The organism is Paenibacillus sp. FSL H3-0469 (assembly GCF_038051945.1).
In the GTDB taxonomy this organism is placed as follows: domain Bacteria; phylum Bacillota; class Bacilli; order Paenibacillales; family Paenibacillaceae; genus Paenibacillus_AQ.
Window position 1 is genome coordinate 4,789,523 of record NZ_CP150302.1, and the last position, 17,638, is coordinate 4,807,160.

Consider the following 17,638-nt stretch of genomic DNA (forward strand, 5'->3'; position numbering starts at 1 on the left):
GGGGGAGGCTTAATCCTTGGCCGAACGGAATTTGAGCGGGTGCAGGCCGGTGGTTTTTTTGAAAACAGTACTGAAATAATGGGGATTCTCATAGCCGACCCGCTCCGAGATCTCCATGACCTTCAGGTCCGTGGTCAGCAGCAGCTCCTTCGCCTTGCCTATGCGGATCTGGGTGATATAGTCGGTAATGGTTCCGCCGGTCTCCTTCTTGAACAGCAGGCTGATGTAGTTAGGCGTCAGAAACACCTCCTCGGCAATCCTGGACACGGACAGCTCCGAGGCGTACCCCTCCTGAACGATGGTACGGATGCTGCTGACGATCCGGCTGTTCCTGGAGGTATTCTTGCCTGCCACATAAGCGCTTAAATCATGCAGGAGCGACAGCATATACGCCTTAAGGCCGGTGATGGTGGTCTGCTGATACAGCTTATCCATGATGCTAATCCGGTCGCTCAGCACCTGCCCGATATCCTCATCAATCTCATATAGAGCTCTGGCGGAGGTGAAAATCATCTCTGCGCAGAGGCTCTGCACATATTCAATTCTATGCTTGTGCCCGGCCAGCCCGCTAAAGAGCTGCTCCATCAGCCGGGTGACGGTGTCCGTATGTCCTGCCTTCAATTCATTCATCAGCCGGGCCTGGAGTTTATAGATAAAGGTGCTCTGCAGCTTCTCCGTGTCGGGCTGAATATCCTTGATGTAGAGGACGGAGGCAGGCCCGGTATAGAATTTGTACACCAGCGCGGCTAGCGCATCCTTATAGGAATCCTCAAGCTGGCCCGCCAGCGGACAAGCCCGCCCGATACCGACGGAGGCGTCCAGCCGCAGATACTTCTGAATGTTGGCGATAATCTGCCCGCAGGTCCCGGAGATGGAGTGGGACGGAGGCGTCTGCGGGGTGCAGAACACCAGGATGAACTCGTTCTCGCTAGCCACGAAGCTGATGGCACAGGGGTGGCTGTCCAGGCTCTCCTGAATGATATTCTGGATGGAAAAATAAAGCAGCTGCTTGTGCTCCTCCGAGTATTTATCCACCGCGCTCCGGTATTCATCCAGCTGGAGCACACATACGCTGAGAGGTGTCCCTTGCTGGAAGGGCAGGGAGAAATACTGTATCTTCTGCCAGATCTCCTTCTCCCTGCGGTAGAGGCCGGCGATCAGATTCTGGAGGAATTTCTCCCGCAGCAGCGGCATATTGTCTTGAAGCTGCTGCTTAAGCTGCTCCATATCCAGCTGCTGCCCGCGTTCCTCTGTCAGCTTCGCCACCGCCTGGCGGAAGACACTGCGGATCTCGGGCAGCTTGACAGGCTTCAGAATATATCCCTCTGCATTGACCTTCAGCGCCTCCCGGGCGTAGGAGAAGTCCTGGGCGCCGCTGATAATAATGATCCGGGCCCTGCAGCCTGCCTCCCGCAGCTTCTCCGCTACCTCCAGGCCTCCCATTAATGGCATCATAATGTCGGTGAACAGGATGTCCGGCTGGAGCCTCAGGCATAATTCGTAGGCTTCCAGCCCGTCCGAGGCTTCCCCGATAATCTCTATCCCGAACTCTTCCTGCCAATCGAACACATGGATCAGACTGCTGCGGATAAACGGCTCGTCATCCGCTACGATCATCGTTAACATCTTCATTCACCTCATTCCAAGTAGTGACCACCGGGAACCGGAGGACAGCCAGCAGACCGCAGCCGTCTTCGGTATTGTCGTAATAACGGATGCCGTAGGACTCTCCAAAAAACTGCCGGATCCGCATATGCACATTGCGGATGCCGTAAGACTGGTTGCCCGGCTGCGGGTCTGCCAGCAGCTGGTTCAGCCGTACAGGATCTGCGCCTATTCCATCGTCGAACACGGAGATGCTAAGCAGCTCCTGCGTCTGCTCCACCCGGATGCGGATCGTGCCTGTGCCCCGCCGCTGCTGAATCCCGTGAATCAGGGCATTCTCCACCAGCGGCTGGAGACTGAGCTTCACCACCAGACATTCCTCTGCCAGCGCCGGGTCCGTCTCCTCCAGCTCATAGTGGAGCCGGTCCTGGAAGCGGAACTGCTGAATCTGCAGATAGCTCTCGACCTGCCGCAGCTCATCGCGGAGCGGGATGATATTGCGGCCCTTGCTCAGGCTGTACCGGAAGAAATCCGAGAGCGAGGTGACCATGCTGCTGATCTCGGGAATATCGTGGTTAATGGCAATCCAGTTAATGGAGTCTAGGGTATTGTAGAGAAAATGCGGATTGATCTGGGCCTGGAGCATTTGCAGCTCTGCTTCCTTTTTACGCAGCTCGGTGACGTAGAGCTTGTCGATCAGCGCCTTAATCTGCTGGAGCAGCTTGTTGTAGCGGTTGAATAAATAGGAGAATTCGTCCTTGCGCCGGTAGCGGATGGGGATATTGAAGTTCCCGCTCTCGGCATGCGACATCGACTGGATGAACTTGCGGATGGGTGCGGAGATATTCTCGGACAGCAGCAGCGCCATCAGGAAGGAGACTAGCATGCAGATGACAATTACGGCGTACATCACCCGGCGGAAGGAGATCAGCTCCCCGTTAAGCTCGCGGACAGGCGAGAAGGACAGGATGGTCCAGCCGGTGTTCTCCAGGGTTTTGTATGAGACGAGCATCTCCTCACTGCCGATGGAGTGGCGGAAGGAATGCAGAGCGGACGGGTAATCTGGTGGGAGCGGGTTACCCGTGTTGTCAGTATGGTCTGTAGTCAAGCTAAGCTTGCTGTAATAATCCTGGGCAGCAATATTCTGGCCGATGAGTGACGGCTCGGGGCTGATCGCGATGGTTCCGGACTTGTCTGCGATATAGACCTTGCTGCCGGGCGTGGGCTTATAATGCTCCAGGAGCGTGCCGAATTCGGCCGCCGGGATATCCAGGGTGAGCAGTCCGACATAGGGCAGTTGTGCATGCCGGATACCGAACAGGCGCTTCGCGAATTTGAGGGTGAACCGGGAATCCAGCGAGCTAAGGCCGACCACGGCAAAATCTACTTTGGCCGGAATGCTTAAATACCAGGGCTTCAAGGTGATAAGATCAATATTGAATACACGGCGCGAGAAGTTATATTGGGTATATTCCGGCCGGTTCAGCATATAGAGCATAGGAACGAAGTTGCTGCCGGAGGTCCCGTTCGCGGGGAAATCCTCAAGGATTTTGCTAAGGGCGGCCAGTTCATTAATGATTCCGGTACTGTCTGTTGGCCGGTTGGAGGAGATGAGGTCCGCGAATTCAGAATTCAGGTACAGCGCAGTCATGGCTTGATTGGCGGCTTCGAACCGGCGGGCCAGATTATCCTGAACCAGATTGAAGTTATTCTCAATCGATGTATTCATATTCCGGGTAATGATCCCGGCGGATTTGTTATAGATGGTGACCGAGATGATCGTAGTCGGGAGAAGAACGAGGAAGAGGAAGTAGAGAATCAGGCGGCTGCGGATGCTGAAGTTATAGAGGAAGAGTGCCTTCGACAACGAATCGTAATATTTCTTCATCGGAGTTCTCCTTCCGGGGTAATAATTGGTATACATTGTAAAACGCGTGAAGTCAGGATGTCAACGCAGGAGGTGCGGTGTGAAAAGGTTACTGTTCTATTTTATTGCCGTCTTAGGCTGCGGGCTGGCTATTTACACTCTTGGTTATAACCGCCCGCTGCTGCCGGACCTCACCCCGGACGAGGATGCCGTACCAGCGGAGCAGACCACCAGGGTGAGGGTCGCCCTGTCTGACTGGACGGAGAATCTGGAAGTGAAGAATGCCATCAGCCATTACAATAAAACAAATTCCGATCAGATTGAGATTGTGCCCATGAACCTTGCAACAGACGCCTACGACGATACCTTGAATATGCTGATGACCTCCGGGCAGGGGCCGGATGTGTTCAATCTAGATAACGCCTGGCTGGCCACATATGTAAACAAGGGGTATCTCGCTAATCTGTCTGCGGAGCTGGATGCCGGATGGCTGCTCCGGTTCCCCGTATGGGCCAGAAAGTACGCGTCCGGCTCGTTGTTCAAGGGCGGAATCTACTTCATGCCCTCCAGTATTGATACCGTGCGCCTCATCTACAATAAGCAATTGTTCCGGACCGCCGGACTAGACCCGGAGCAGCCTCCCCTTACCTTCGCCGCACTGGAGCAGGCCGCCCTGCAGATCAGCCGGGCCGGAGCACCGGTGAACAAATACGGCTTCGCGTTGCCCGCCGGGGATAGCCGGGCCAGCCTCCAGGCTGGGCTGGAGCTATCGAATACCTACAGCGGTTATTATCTTTATGATTACCGGTCGGGCCGTTATGACCTGAGTGTGTATGCTCCCTGGCTGCAGATGGTGCGGGAGATGAAGCAGCAGGGCAGCCTCTATCCGGGAGAGACTCTGCTGAAGCTGAGCAGCGCGCTCCGGCAATTCGCAGACGGCAATATCGGCATGATGTATGTTACCAGCAAAGATTATGTCAAGCTACAGGAGTATATGCCTAAGGATGATTGGGGAGTAGCGCTCCCTCCGGCAGCGGACCTGTCACGGCGCGGGGCCGGGGCCCTGATGATGGTCCCCCACGCTCCGCTGGTAGTGAATAGTGCAGCGCAGAGCCGGGAGGCTGCGGTGAAGGTCTGGCGTTTTCTTCAATCGAAGGAGTTCCTGGGCATGCTGTACCAGCAGGCGCTCGCCCTCCCGGTGACAGACGGGATTATGGATCAGCCGGGCGCTTCACGCGGGCTGCGCCACTTCAGGGAATTCTATCCCACCGCAGCAGAATCGATCTACCCGCTCTCCCCCCAGATCATGGACCAATATGACCCGAATACGGTGTCGATGGAACCGCGTTATTCAGGTGACCGTCCAAGAATGCAGCTGTACCTGCGGATCATCGCGGGGGACATTCCGCTGGATCAGGCACTGGGCAGCGAGAGTGAGCGGCTGAATCAGATGCTGGATATTGCAGCTACCGGATATTCTTTTCGGCGTGAGGAGTATATCTATCCGCAGTTCGATCCCCGTTCCCCGTTATTGGGGGAGAGCCAGCAGAGCCGTTCAAGCAGCGGACGCGAATAGAATAGGCTTATATTCAGGGACCTTTCCCGGCCAGTGCGGCTCGCGGGAGGGCCCTTTTGTGTTGTCTCCTATTTATATGGGATGCCTGCCGGAATCTAGCTCTACTGCACACACCGTGCCGGAATCGCAGAATATTACTATATTGATCCATCTTTCTGCTGCTAGCTTCTATGTAGTCAAAAGATAGATTAAGCGAGGAAAGGACAATCTATCAGAACAATACAAATCTATCGTTAAAGGAGACTGGGAAATGACTCTACTATCCACAGGACCACTGGAAAACAATGCGGTTGGAGGAGTAAGACCCACTACACAGGTTACGGTCAGAATTGATAACCGCAGTAGTGTTGCAGCTTCTACAGTATCTTTACAAGGCTATTACATGCAGGGAGGCATGCGGGTACTGTATGTCAGTCAATCACTTAATGTAGCTGCCAATGGATCTATTACTAATACTTACTATGCGGATCTGGACGCTTTTGAATTTGTGTTTGACACTCCGGCTATTGTAGATGATCCGGTTCAGATTTCTGTATGGGGGAAAAGCAGCACCGGCCAGCTCGTCACCGCCCACCGGCTGGTCTCGGCTGAATTATTGGGCGATACCAGCGGAACGGGGGCGACTGGGGCTACTGGAGCGACCGGCGTGACCGGGGTGACAGGTCCGACCGGAGCCACTGGAGCAGGAGTGACCGGGGCGACGGGAGCCGGGGTGACTGGAGCGACCGGCGTGACCGGCGTGACAGGTCCGACAGGTGCGACGGGCGTAGGAGTGACTGGGGCGACGGGAGCTGGGGTGACTGGAGCGACCGGCGTGACAGGTCCGACAGGTGCGACGGGCGTAGGAGTGACTGGGGCGACGGGAGCTGGGGTGACTGGAGCGACAGGTGCGACAGGTGCGACCGGCGTGACGGGTCCGACAGGTGCGACGGGCGCAGGAGTGACCGGTGCGACCGGCGTGACAGGTGCGACAGGTGCGGGGGTGACCGGTGCGACCGGCGTGACGGGTCCGACAGGTGCGACGGGCGCAGGAGTGACCGGTGCGACCGGCGTGACAGGTCCGACCGGAGCAACGGGCGTAGGAGTGACTGGGGCGACGGGAGCTGGGGTGACTGGAGCGACAGGTGCGACAGGTGCAGGAGTGACCGGGGCGACCGGCGTGACAGGTCCGACAGGTGCGACGGGCGCAGGAGTGACCGGGGCGACCGGCGTGACAGGTCCGACAGGTGCGACGGGCGCAGGAGTGACCGGGGCGACCGGCGTGACAGGTCCGACAGGTGCGACAGGTGCGGGGGTGACCGGTGCGACCGGCGTGACAGGTCCGACCGGAGCAACGGGCGCGGGAGTGACCGGAGCGACCGGAGCAACGGGAGTGGGAGTGACTGGAGCGACTGGAGCAACGGGCGTAGGAGTGACCGGAGCGACCGGGGCGACCGGCGTGACGGGTCCGACAGGTGCGACGGGCGCAGGAGTGACCGGGGCGACTGGAGCAACAGGCGTGGGAGTGACAGGAGCTACCGGAGCAACGGGAGTGACCGGTGCGACTGGTGCGACTGGTGCGACTGGAGCAACAGGGGCAACAGGTGAAACGGGAGCGACGGGGGTAACTGGTCCAACAGGAGTAGCGGTGGCAGGCGTGACCGGAGCGACCGGCCCGAACTTTGCGTCAGAAGGGTTTTCCGCCTTCCTGCCGACGTTCTCAGTCACGACCAGTACTCAGCTTACCGGCTGGACTGTGACTACGCCTTACTATGATAGTGCAACATTTAATGAGACTACGGGCAATTACACGATACCGGTATCCGGCAGATATTCGTTTGAGGCAACCATTAACTACAGCACTACGGCTGCCATCTCGGTTGCATTGGGAACGGGAATTGATCCGGCTTTTGTAGTGCGGAGAACATCCCCGACAGTAACGGATCTGGTAACCGGATTGTTCCCGCTGCTGAATGTAAATATTGCACTGGTGTTGTCCCTCCGAACTATACTGGGCAACGGCACGGTAACCTTGACGGGTGAGTTCGACTTAACAGCAGGTGATGTCATCGGCCTCTTTTATGCAGCAGATGGATTAACCGTGCCGTTAGATCTTGGAGGTGTCTCCTCGGGCATTGTGTGGTCTGTTCACAGACTGACCTAATCCCGGCAGGCAGATCCAGCGCATAAGCTTCAGTTAAAAGAGCGTTCCACAGCGGTCATCGTGGAGCGCCTTTTTGTATTTTATCGATGCCTCTGCAAAGCTTCCGGTACGGAAAATAATTGGATTTTCGCCACTAATGTACCTCATGCCAGAGCGAGGAGGGGGCGCGCCGTCCACCTTGCGCCAGAATTAGGACGAGAGCAGCGCTCTCTCCCCTCCCGTGTGACTGCCGTTTCGGCTTGGCTGGAAGCGAGGCCCTTCCAAACTCCGTAGGATTTTGAACTTTTATTATAGATGGCCTTATTTAGGATGGGGCCGCCTGCAGGTACACTTAAGTCAGGGAAGAGAGGGATCGCTGAAGGAATCAGGAGGCGGAAGGAATGATTACAGAGAAGAAGAGAAGTGTGGCGGGTACAGGCAGCAACAGCTTGCCGGCAGGCCGGAACACACAGAAGAGACACGGGCTCAAGCATCTGCTGAAGCATAAGGTGCTGCTGCTGATGCTGCTGCCGGGTGTAGTATTTTTGCTGATCAACAATTATCTGCCGATGTTCGGAATTGTAATCGCGTTCAAAAATATCAATTATGTGGATGGGATTCTAGGCAGTCCGTGGGTGGGGCTGGATAACTTCAAATTCCTGTTCGCCACCTCGGATGCCTGGATTATCACGCGCAATACGGTCCTCTACAACTTCGTGTTCATTGTGCTCAATCTGGTTTTTGCCGTATCCATTGCGGTGGCCCTGAATGAGCTGAGGAACAAGCTGGCCGCCAAATTCTATCAGAGCATCATGTTCTTCCCCTACTTTCTGTCGATGGTGGTGGTGAGTTATCTGGTGTTCGCTTTTCTGAATGTTGAATACGGTTTCATCAATAAAGGGGTCTTCGCCCTGTTCGGGCTGGATGAGCTGAACTGGTATTCGGAGCCGAAGTACTGGCCGTTCATTCTGCCGCTGATCAATCTCTGGAAAGGGGTGGGCTATGGCTGTGTCATCTACCTGGCGGCCATCATCGGCATTGACAACGAGTACTATGAAGCGGCCCTGATCGACGGTGCCAGCAAGTGGAAGCAGATTCTGCACATCACCATTCCGCTCATCCGGCCGGTCATTATTATTACAACGATTCTGGCGATCGGGGGCATCTTCCGCTCCGACTTCGGGCTGTTCTACCAGACCACACTGAACTCCGGGGCGCTGTACCCGACTACGCTGGTCATCGACACCTACGTCTATAACGCGCTGATTAACATGGGCAACCTCGGGATGTCCGCAGCGGCCGGATTATACCAATCGGTGGTCGGCTTCTTCCTGGTCCTCGGCTCGAACTGGATCGTGCGCAAGGTCGATAAGGATCAGGCGGTGTTCTAGATAAAAGTCTGGCGGCGCACGTACCCTGTAGAAGGAGTGGAAATCCGTGGCTAATAACGAAATATCCCGCTTCACTAACGTTCTCCTCCATATTATTTTTATTATCCTGTCCCTGGCCTGTCTGCTGCCGATTGTACTGGTCTTCATGATCTCTATTACCGATTACGATTATATCGTCCGCAATGGCTATCAGTTCATTCCGGAGAAGCTTAGCCTGGAGGCTTACGCCTATATATTCAAGGATTACAGTGTGGTGCTGCGGGCCTACGGCATCTCCTTCTTCGTCACGATCACCGGAACGCTGGCCAGTGTGTTCCTCTCTTCCCTGTATGCGTATCCGATCTCGCGGGCGGATTTCCGGTACCGGGGGGTGTTCGCTTTCCTGATCTTTTTCACCATGCTGTTCGGCGGCGGGCTGGTGCCTTGGTATATGGTCTACACCCAGGTGCTGGACCTCAAAAATTCGATCTGGGCGCTGGTCGTGCCGATGCTGCTATCCCCGTTCAATGTGCTGATTATGAAGACGTACTTCCAGATGAGCGTGCCGCCCGCGCTGATTGAAGCCTCTACGATTGACGGGGCGGGGGAGCTGCGGACATTCTTCAAGATTGTATTTCCGCTGTCCCTGCCGGTCTTCGCTACGATTGGGCTGTTCAATACGCTGCATTACTGGAACGACTGGTTCAACAGCATGATCTTCATCACCGATACAGACCTCTATTCCCTCCAATATCTGATGTACAAAATGATCTCCCAGGCCGATTACCTGAGCCGCAACGGGGCACTCATTCAAGGCTCGGCCACCGAGCTGGCCAAATTGCCGGGCGAGACGATCCGCATGGCGATGGCGCTGATCGGCATTGGGCCGATTGTGCTGGCCTATCCGTTTTTCCAGCGGTATTTCATCAAAGGACTGACGCTCGGCTCGATCAAAGGCTAACCTCGGAACCTACCGATTAGCATATATTCGTTCCATCAAGGGGAGGAAAAAAGTATGGCAGGTAAAAAAGTCACAGGTCTGCTGTTATCGCTTGTACTGATAGCCGGATTCACCCTGGCCGGATGTGCGGGGAACAATGGCAATACAGCTGCGCCTACAGAGAAAGCGGGAGAAAGCACCACAGCTCCGGCGGCAACGAAGGAAGCCACAGGAACGGAAGCGGGCGGAACGGAGGCGCCGGGTACGCTTGCACCGGTGGAGCTGTCCCTGTATCTGCCCGGCGGGCCGGATACGGATGTGGCATCCGTAGAGCAGGAGATCAACGCCTACTTGAAGGATAAAATCAACGCCACCCTCAAGATCAACCAGCTAAGCTGGGATAAGCCGGCCGACAAGGTTAACCTGATGATCCAGTCCGGCGAGGTGTTCGATATGGTCTATACCTGGAACTTCATGACCAATGCCGCGAAGGGGGCGTATCTGCCGCTGGAGGAGCTGCTGGACACCTATGCCAAGGAGACGAAGGCGCAGATCAATCCCGCTTACCTGCAGGCAGCTACCGTCAACGGACATTTGTATGCGGTTCCAACGGAGAAGGAGCTGGGGCAGTCGGTCGGGTTTGCTTTTGACAAGGCGATTGTGGATAAATACGGCTTCGATGTGAACAGCCTGCAGAAGCTGGAGGATATTGAACCTATGCTGAAGACGATTAAGGAGAAGGAGCCGGCCCTCTCTCCGCTGTTCATGAACCATACCGACAGTCTGCACTGGTTCACCGCGTATCCTGACAGCGAGGACTTAGACGGCAGCAATGATATCCCGACCCTGCTTGATTACAAGACCATGAAGGTGTTCAACGAATACGACACGCCGGCAATGACGGAGCGGCTGAAGCTGATCCGCAGCTGGTATGAAGCGGGCTATATTAACAAGAACGGAGCCACTGACAAGACCGAGCTGAAGGATGCGGTCAAAAGCGGCAAAGCCTGGTTCGTCTACGGCAATATGAATCCGACGTCCACCAATGACTGGACCCGGCTCGCCGAGAAGCCGATGATCATCAAGACGCTGCTGCCTGTTCAGGTCAGCACCAAGAGTCTGCAGGGCTCGATGCTCGCCATCTCCAGAACCTCGAAGAACCCCGAGCGGGCCATGATGTTCATGAACCTGCTTCACACCGATCCGGTGCTCTACAACCTGCTGACCTTCGGTATTGAAGGTAAGCACTACAAGAAGCTGGAGAACAACACCGTGGAGTTCATTGCAGACAGCGGCTATAACTCCGTATCCTCCTGGATGATCGGCAATGTGCTGCTGAACTACCTGAATAAGGATGAAGATCCGAAGCGCGTGCAGCTCTATACGGACTGGAATAAGAATTCGAATATTTCACCGGTCATCGGGTTTGTGTTCGATTCGACCAAGGTGCAGTCACAGATCGGTGCGCTGATCAACATCACGAAGCAGTATAAGAACACCCTGTTCTCCGGGGAAAAGGACCCTGAGCCGGTCCTGAAGGAGATGAACAGCAAGCTGAAGGCCGCAGGTCTGGACGCTGTGATTACGGAAATTCAAAGTCAGCTCGACGCTTTTCTGGCCGCCAAGTAAGCAGTAGAGGCCATAGCACGCCCGGTATCCGGCAGCAGCAGTCACGCGGCCGCCTGCGGCAGGTACCGGGTATTCTCTTTCGCAAATCCAGCCTTTGGGGAGCCCCTATCTGATCAAGAGAGGGTGTTACTATGCGAATTCAGAGAATCACAGGCAAATTGCTCATTGCAGCTCTGGTATGGATGTCCGCATCATTGCCCGGAGCACCGATCAGCTCCGCCGAAATGCCGCCTGCACAGGTGGTTGTAGAAGAACATGCAAATAACACTACAGTCACAGAGGATACCTACCAGCCGTCCCCGCTGCTCTGGCAGGTGGGCGAGCAGGATAACAGCTCGGCAGAATTTACAGTGTACCAGGATGTGTACAGTGAGAATATTACTCTCCCCGTCAATCCCCTGAACTGGAATACGATCTCCCGCGGCATGAAGCTGGACCGCAATGCGGCGATGGAGCTAAGCTTCAATCTTACGGACGTCCCCCCCTATGGTGTAGAGTTCAGCTTCAAGGTACTGGATGCAAGCACAGCTATTCCGCAGCTGGCCGTATTCACCAATGGCAGCTTCAGCGGGCTGATTCAGATTACCGGGCTGAATGACGGAGAGACCCCCCTTACGAACACATGGAAAGAAACCTATAGACTCTACATTCCCTCAGAACAGCTGAAGACCGGCAGCAATGAGCTGAAGCTGACTGTGGATCGCGGGCTATACGCTGATCCGCTGTCACCCGGATATGACGGTGACAAGTATCTGTGGTTTGAATGGGATTATCTCAGGCTGGATGCATTAACTGAGCCGGCCGCTGAGCCTATTCACGGACGGTATGTCCACCTGGGAAGCACGATTGCCGCCTCGACCTTCCGGTATGACGAGCATGCGATCCGCCATCTGGCCCCGATGGCCAAGTGGCTGGGCATTGCCTACAGCGGCAACTGGATGCGCACCTCCTTCTGGTCCGATACCAGTGCAGGCTGGGACCCGCAGGGCCGCAAGTACCTGGAGACGCTGCGAGACCTCAACCTTGCGCCCATGGTTAATATCATCGGCGGCAACTGGAAGACTAACAGCGAGCTGGCGGCAGGGACGATTAGCTCTGCGCTGAGGAGCTATTACAGCGGCTTTGTCAACAAATTCGGCGATCTGTATCAGTATGCCGAGACAGGCAACGAGCCGGGACTGTTCGGCTGGGCGCAGAAGGCGGTGCTGGCGCTTCATGAAATGATGGACGAGGAGAGGCAGACGAACAGCCAGCCGTACCTGAAAATTGTCGCCCCGGGCTGGGCATACTGGCCGTATAATGGAAGCCCTGACGGCTGGGAACGGGATGCTGCCCAGCGTGCGCCGATTGAAGCGCTGTCGGATGTGACCAACGGACACAGCTATGGCGGGACCGGCGTCCAGCCGTTGCCGGGCGGAAGCCTGTATGAGAATCTGCGGGTGTACAGTGATTCAGAGGAAGGCTTCGGCAAAGAGATGGCCATGAGCGAGACCGGCAGTAACGACAATCATTCCGACAATACGAAATACGGGACGTATGCTTACCGGTTCGCTTCTGCTTTTGACCGGGAACTGCGGGGGAATATCGGTTATGCCGACCATATTATGCAGCACGCTGCCTTCTTCAATGACGGGACGGAGTTTGGCCTGTTCGATTCCGCGATCAACTGGAACACACACCGCTATGAGGATACAGCAGTGGTACCGGCCAATATCAATGAATCCGGGGAGACCCGGCTGAAGACGTTCCGCAGACTGGCTGCTGCTTACGCTACACATGGAAGCCCACTGGGCTACGAGGTGCTGAATGCGGCTGAACTGACCGGAGTGAAGGCGTATTTCCGCGCAGTGGATACCTCGGCGCTGGGCACTTCAGCCATCGGGGCCGCTTCGGATAAAATTCTGCTGAACTTCGTGAACTTTGAGAAGACGCCGGTAACGATGCAGGTCCGGGTGGCCCTGCCGTCCAGCGGAGTATATACAGGGGAGCGGTTCGGACCAGGGGAGACGTACGCCGCCGCCTACTCCCGGGTGGAGCTTACGGCAGATCCCTACGTTACCCTTACAGTGACACTGGACGCGGGAGAGACGGTCCAGTATATCCTGGATGAGCAGGAGAACACGCTGCCTGCTGCTCCGGGCAATCCTGCGGCAACAGCCGTAAGCCATGAGCAGATCCGGCTGAGCTGGGCGGCTTCGACAGATAACGATGCTGTCGTCAGCTATAACGTCTACCGTGACGGCGGAGCGGCTCCGGTGATCAATATTCCAGGTAGGCTGACCTTCTGGAGTGACTATACCGTAGCGCCCCAGACCACTTACAGCTACGCAGTGCAGGCCGTAGATGACTCCGGCAATGTATCGCCTCTTAGCGCAGCCGTATCAGCGACTACACCGGTCATGCCCATTACACCGCATGCCGCAGGCGATCCGGCCAAGTTCGAGGCCGAAGCTACCGCCTTTGCCCTGCCGCTGAGAACCGGTAATAACAGCAGTGCCTCGGGCGGTAAGGTCGTGGAGCAGACGCATAGCGGAGGCTTAACGATCCAAGGCTTCCATTCCGTGAACGGAGGCAGCTATACTCTGACAATTGTATACGCTTCCAACGAGGAGTCTAAGAAAAACATCCTCGTGAACGGCGTGAAGCAGTCCACAGTAACCCTGCCTTCTACAGGAAGCTGGACCGCGAATCTGACGGCACGGCAATATGGGATTACCCTCCAGCCGGGCTATAACACGATCAGCTTCACCTCGGCCGGGAAAGGGGCAAATCTCGACTACTTCAAGCTGGAGGAAGGGCTGTATGTTCCCCTCTCCCACTGGTATCCGGCCGCACATGATCATCCTTACATTGACTATGCCGGATTCACGACTGCACCCAATGGCGTCTCCCATGTGACCTATGAAGAGGATGCCACAGCCGCCTTCAGCTTCAATGGCATCGGTGTCCGCTGGAGATCAGATATCAAGAGCGACATGGGCAGTGCGGATGTCTACGTCGATGGCGAGTATAAGGAGACTGTAGTCATTCCGCAGGCAGGGCTGGAGGGCGATCATAAAATTGTCTACGAGCTGACGGGTCTGGAATATGGGCTGCACCGGATAGAGATTGCAGGCAACGGCGGAAAGGTAATGGTCAGCGGGCTGGAGTATGAGAGCTATGAGTCTGCACTGCCTGTACCGGGACCGGATCTGACCGTGACGGATATCGGCTGGCATATTGTGAACAGCGACGGCAGCCCTTCCGCGCACAGCACACCGCAGCTGGGCGACTCCCTGATCTTCTGGGCCAAAGTGAAGAACATCGGCGTCCGCCCCACGCCGCTGAATGCTTCGACCGGACTCGGACAGATTACCGGCGGCGCCTTCTCTGTCAACGGCGGGGTGGTCTCGTGGACGGACACGAATACCAGTGTGATTCAGCCGGGCGAGGAGATTACACTGACGGCTAACGCCAGTGCACAGGGAACGCCCCGGTGGACGGTGCCGACCATCGGTGAGTTTACTGTCAGCTTTTTTGTGAATGATATCTGGCGGTATGCGGAGATGAATAAGGAGAATAACAAGCGGGCACGGGCGCTGGAGATTAGCCTGCCCTGACCGGATAACCAGCTGCCGAGAATATCCGCGCAGACAGTTTGTAGAATATTGAACTTATATTATAGCTGGCTGTATGTAGAGCAGCTTCGCGATCCGGTACACTGGACTCAGAATAGAACCTGCCGGGAGGAGCCTTAAATGATGCAGAAGCCGTTAAGCAAGGAAGAACAGGAGTGGGTAGAGGGTACGCTTGAAGCGATGAGCCTCCGTGAGCTGATCGGGCAGACGATGCAGGACCACGCGGGCAGACTGCCGTTCAAGGGAGATGATGAGGCAAGTCTCCGCAGGTATCTGGAGCAGTATCCGGTGGGCAGCTTCTTCATCGGCGGGGAGGTCATTCAGAAGGCTGCGGGCAAAGCGGAGGATTACCGGGACTGGGCGGGAATGCTGCAGGGCATCAGCAGGTTCCCGCTGCTGTTCTCCGGTGATCTGGAATTCGGGGCAGGCTCGGCCGTGAGGAGTCTCACGGCCTTCCCGCCGCTCCTCGCGCTTGCCGCCGCCGATGATGAAGCCCTGGCTTATGAATACGGCAAATATACCGCGCTGGAAGGCCGGGCGGCCGGGTTCACCTGGGCGCTGGCCCCGGGTACCGATTTGCTGCTGAACTGGATGAATCCCGTGATTACGACCCGTTGTCTCGGCGATGAGGCCGGACGGGCGGCACGCCTGGCTGCCGCTGTGATGCGTGGCATGCAGGAGCATGGCCTTGCGGCATGCGCTAAGCATTTTCCCGGTGACGGGGTCGATTACAGGGATCAGCATATCATTACTACGGTGAACAGCTTATCGGAAGAGGAGTGGTTCGCCACTTACGGGCAGGTGGCTCAGCGGATGATCGATCAGGGTGTGATGTCCTATATGACCGGACATATCGCCCTTCCCTGGATGGAAGACGGGGCAGGCGCCGGATCAAAGCCGGTTCCGGCAACCGTCTCGGAACGGATTACCACAGGATTGCTGCGGGAGCGGCTGGGTTTCGACGGAGTGGTGTTGTCAGATGCGCTCGATATGGGCGGGTTCTTATCCTGGGGAGACTACACGCAGCGTATCATAGACTGTTTCAATTGCGGTACGGATGTGCTGCTCTGGCCGGGCGTGCGGTATTTCGCGGTGATGGAGCAGGCGGTGGAGGACGGGCGCGTCAGCCGGGAACGGCTGAAGGCAAGTGTCCGGCGGATTCTGGAGCTGAAGGCACGGCTTGGCATGCATGCTGCCCGCGCCGGGGGAGAGGACGCTAGGGCGTTGCCGCTGCAGGACGACAAGCTGCTGCCCAGTCTGGACCGGCAGGTCAGACAGTTCAGCCGCGAGCTGGCCGGGCGCTGCATTACCCTGGTGCGCAACCGCACCGGCCAGCTGCCGCTGAATCCGCAGAAGGTCCGGCGGGTGCTGGTCATCATGCTGAATAAGGTGACGGAGGGACGCAGATATGAGCGGATGAATCTGTTCGTAGAGCAGCTTAAGGGCAGGGGGCTTGCGGTCGATATTCTGGATGAATTCGAGCCGCTGACGACGCTGCGGCAATGGGAGCTGTCCGGGGTACGCTGGGATGCTGCCTTCGCCCCTTACTTCCTTCCGCTGCACGGAATGATGAACACTGCCCGTCCGGTGGGCGAAGCAGCCAAAGCCATCTGGGCCATGCAGCATGCGGAGACAGTCCGGCCCATCGGTATTTCGTTCGCTACGCCGTATCTGCTGCAGGATATTCCTTTTTTAGATACTCTGGTGAATGCGTACTCTCTGCATGAAGATACGGTAGAGCTGACGGTTAAAGCGCTGTTCGGAGAGATTCCGTTCCAGGGAAGCTCTCCGGTAAAGGCAGAGATCCAAGAGGGCGATTACGGTTCAGGGAGGCTTCAGACGTTTTGACGATCAAGCGGGAGTTAGCGAACAGGCAGGCATTAGAGCAGAGGCTGGAGCGTATCTGGGAATACATGCGCTCCGAACGGCACCAGGGCAATTGGGCCATGGATATAGATCATTGGGACTGGGTGCCCGGCGTGGGTGTAATCTCATTGCTGGAATACGGTACAGTTGCTGGTAAGGGTGAGGTGATTGAATACCTGCTGCACTGGGTGGGCCAGAATAAGCAGCAGGCCGAGGGGGTTCGGGTCATTAATTCGCTGGCTCCTTATGCCGTGTTTCCTGAATTGTACCGGCTGACCGGGGACCCTTGGTATCTAAGCACGGCTCAGGAGATTGCCGGATGGATACGGGAGACTGCCCCCCGGACCCGGGAAGGGGCACTGGAGCATACGGTGACAGAGGCGGTGGAATTCCCGGAACAGGTATGGGCCGATACGGTGTATATGGCCGTGTTGTTCCTGGCCCGGCTTGCCGGGCTAACCGGAGACCGGGAGCTTGCCGCCGCCGCTGTGCAGCAGACGCTGCTGCACCTTCGGCTGCTCCAGGACCCGTCGACGGGGCTGCTGTTCCATGGCTGGAACAGCCGGGCAGGCAGCCATATGTCGGCAGCCCGCTGGGCCCGGGCCAATGCCTGGGTGGCACTTGCGGTCCCGGAGATTGTGGCCGGGACCGCAAGCCTGACTGTTATTCCGCAGGAGCTGTACAGCCGCTACCGCAGGCTTGCTTCTGCGCTGCGGCAGGCTCAGGGGGCCAGCGGCTTGTGGCATACGGTGCTCGATCAGCCGGATTATTACGAGGAGACCTCGGCCAGCGCCGGGATTGCCTGCGGCTTCCTGAAGGCGGTGAAGAGCGGACTGCTGGAGGAGGATTATCTGGAGAACGCGGAGGCGGCCCTTGCGGGGATTGTTCCACTTATCTGCGAAGACGGTGAGGTGCAGGGGGTTTCGGGTGGCACCCCGGTCATGCCGTCGATAGCTGCCTATAACGCCATCGGGAGATATCCGGCACTGTACGGGCAAGGGCTGGTGATGCAGCTGCTGACAGAGGCATTGGAGCTGGGGGGATGA

10 protein-coding genes are annotated in these 17,638 nt (G+C 56.8%); 8 read left to right on the forward strand and 2 right to left on the reverse strand.

The features are described from left to right. Nucleotides 1–9 precede the first annotated feature (9 nt). Both NSS83_RS21170 and NSS83_RS21175 read right to left on the reverse strand, forming a co-directional pair. Nucleotides 10–1,626: a response regulator gene (locus tag NSS83_RS21170; RefSeq protein ID WP_341183000.1), complete on the reverse strand. Its 1,617-nt coding sequence runs from the start codon at nt 1,624–1,626 to the stop codon at nt 10–12. After that, nucleotides 1,601–3,493, reverse strand: coding sequence for a sensor histidine kinase (locus NSS83_RS21175; protein ID WP_341182999.1), 1,893 nt, complete (start codon nt 3,491–3,493; stop codon nt 1,601–1,603). Before NSS83_RS21175 ends, NSS83_RS21170 begins: the two co-directional genes overlap by 26 nt. A 79-nt stretch (nt 3,494–3,572) precedes the next feature. Between NSS83_RS21175 and NSS83_RS21180 the strand changes: the two genes are divergently transcribed. The 8 genes from NSS83_RS21180 (at nt 3,573) to NSS83_RS21215 (ending at nt 17,638) form a co-directional block, all read left to right on the forward strand. Then, nucleotides 3,573–5,048 (forward strand): extracellular solute-binding protein, encoded by a 1,476-nt coding sequence (locus NSS83_RS21180; protein WP_341346411.1) that lies wholly within the window; start codon nt 3,573–3,575, stop codon nt 5,046–5,048. Nucleotides 5,049–5,298: 250 nt separating this feature from the next. After that, nucleotides 5,299–7,191, forward strand: a complete 1,893-nt coding sequence (locus NSS83_RS21185) for a hypothetical protein (RefSeq protein WP_341346412.1) — start codon at nt 5,299–5,301, stop codon at nt 7,189–7,191. A gap of 380 nt (nt 7,192–7,571) precedes the next feature. Then, nucleotides 7,572–8,561, forward strand: a complete 990-nt coding sequence (locus NSS83_RS21190; RefSeq protein WP_341182996.1) for an ABC transporter permease subunit — start codon at nt 7,572–7,574, stop codon at nt 8,559–8,561. 46 nt (nt 8,562–8,607) lie between these two features. Next, nucleotides 8,608–9,501 carry a carbohydrate ABC transporter permease gene (locus NSS83_RS21195; RefSeq protein ID WP_341182995.1) on the forward strand — a complete coding sequence of 298 codons (894 nt, stop codon included), beginning with the start codon at nt 8,608–8,610 and terminating at the stop codon, nt 9,499–9,501. Nucleotides 9,502–9,555: 54 nt separating this feature from the next. Then, nucleotides 9,556–11,109: an ABC transporter substrate-binding protein gene (locus tag NSS83_RS21200; RefSeq protein WP_341182994.1), complete on the forward strand. Its 1,554-nt coding sequence runs from the start codon at nt 9,556–9,558 to the stop codon at nt 11,107–11,109. A gap of 131 nt (nt 11,110–11,240) precedes the next feature. Continuing rightward, nucleotides 11,241–14,708 carry a carbohydrate-binding domain-containing protein gene (locus NSS83_RS21205; RefSeq protein ID WP_341182993.1) on the forward strand — a complete coding sequence of 1,156 codons (3,468 nt, stop codon included), beginning with the start codon at nt 11,241–11,243 and terminating at the stop codon, nt 14,706–14,708. A 138-nt stretch (nt 14,709–14,846) separates the two neighbouring features. After that, nucleotides 14,847–16,574 carry a glycoside hydrolase family 3 N-terminal domain-containing protein gene (locus NSS83_RS21210; RefSeq protein WP_341182992.1) on the forward strand — a complete coding sequence of 576 codons (1,728 nt, stop codon included), beginning with the start codon at nt 14,847–14,849 and terminating at the stop codon, nt 16,572–16,574. Further along, nucleotides 16,571–17,638, forward strand: coding sequence for a glycoside hydrolase family 88 protein (locus NSS83_RS21215; protein ID WP_341182991.1), 1,068 nt, complete (start codon nt 16,571–16,573; stop codon nt 17,636–17,638). The genes NSS83_RS21210 and NSS83_RS21215 overlap by 4 nt, the downstream gene beginning before the upstream one ends.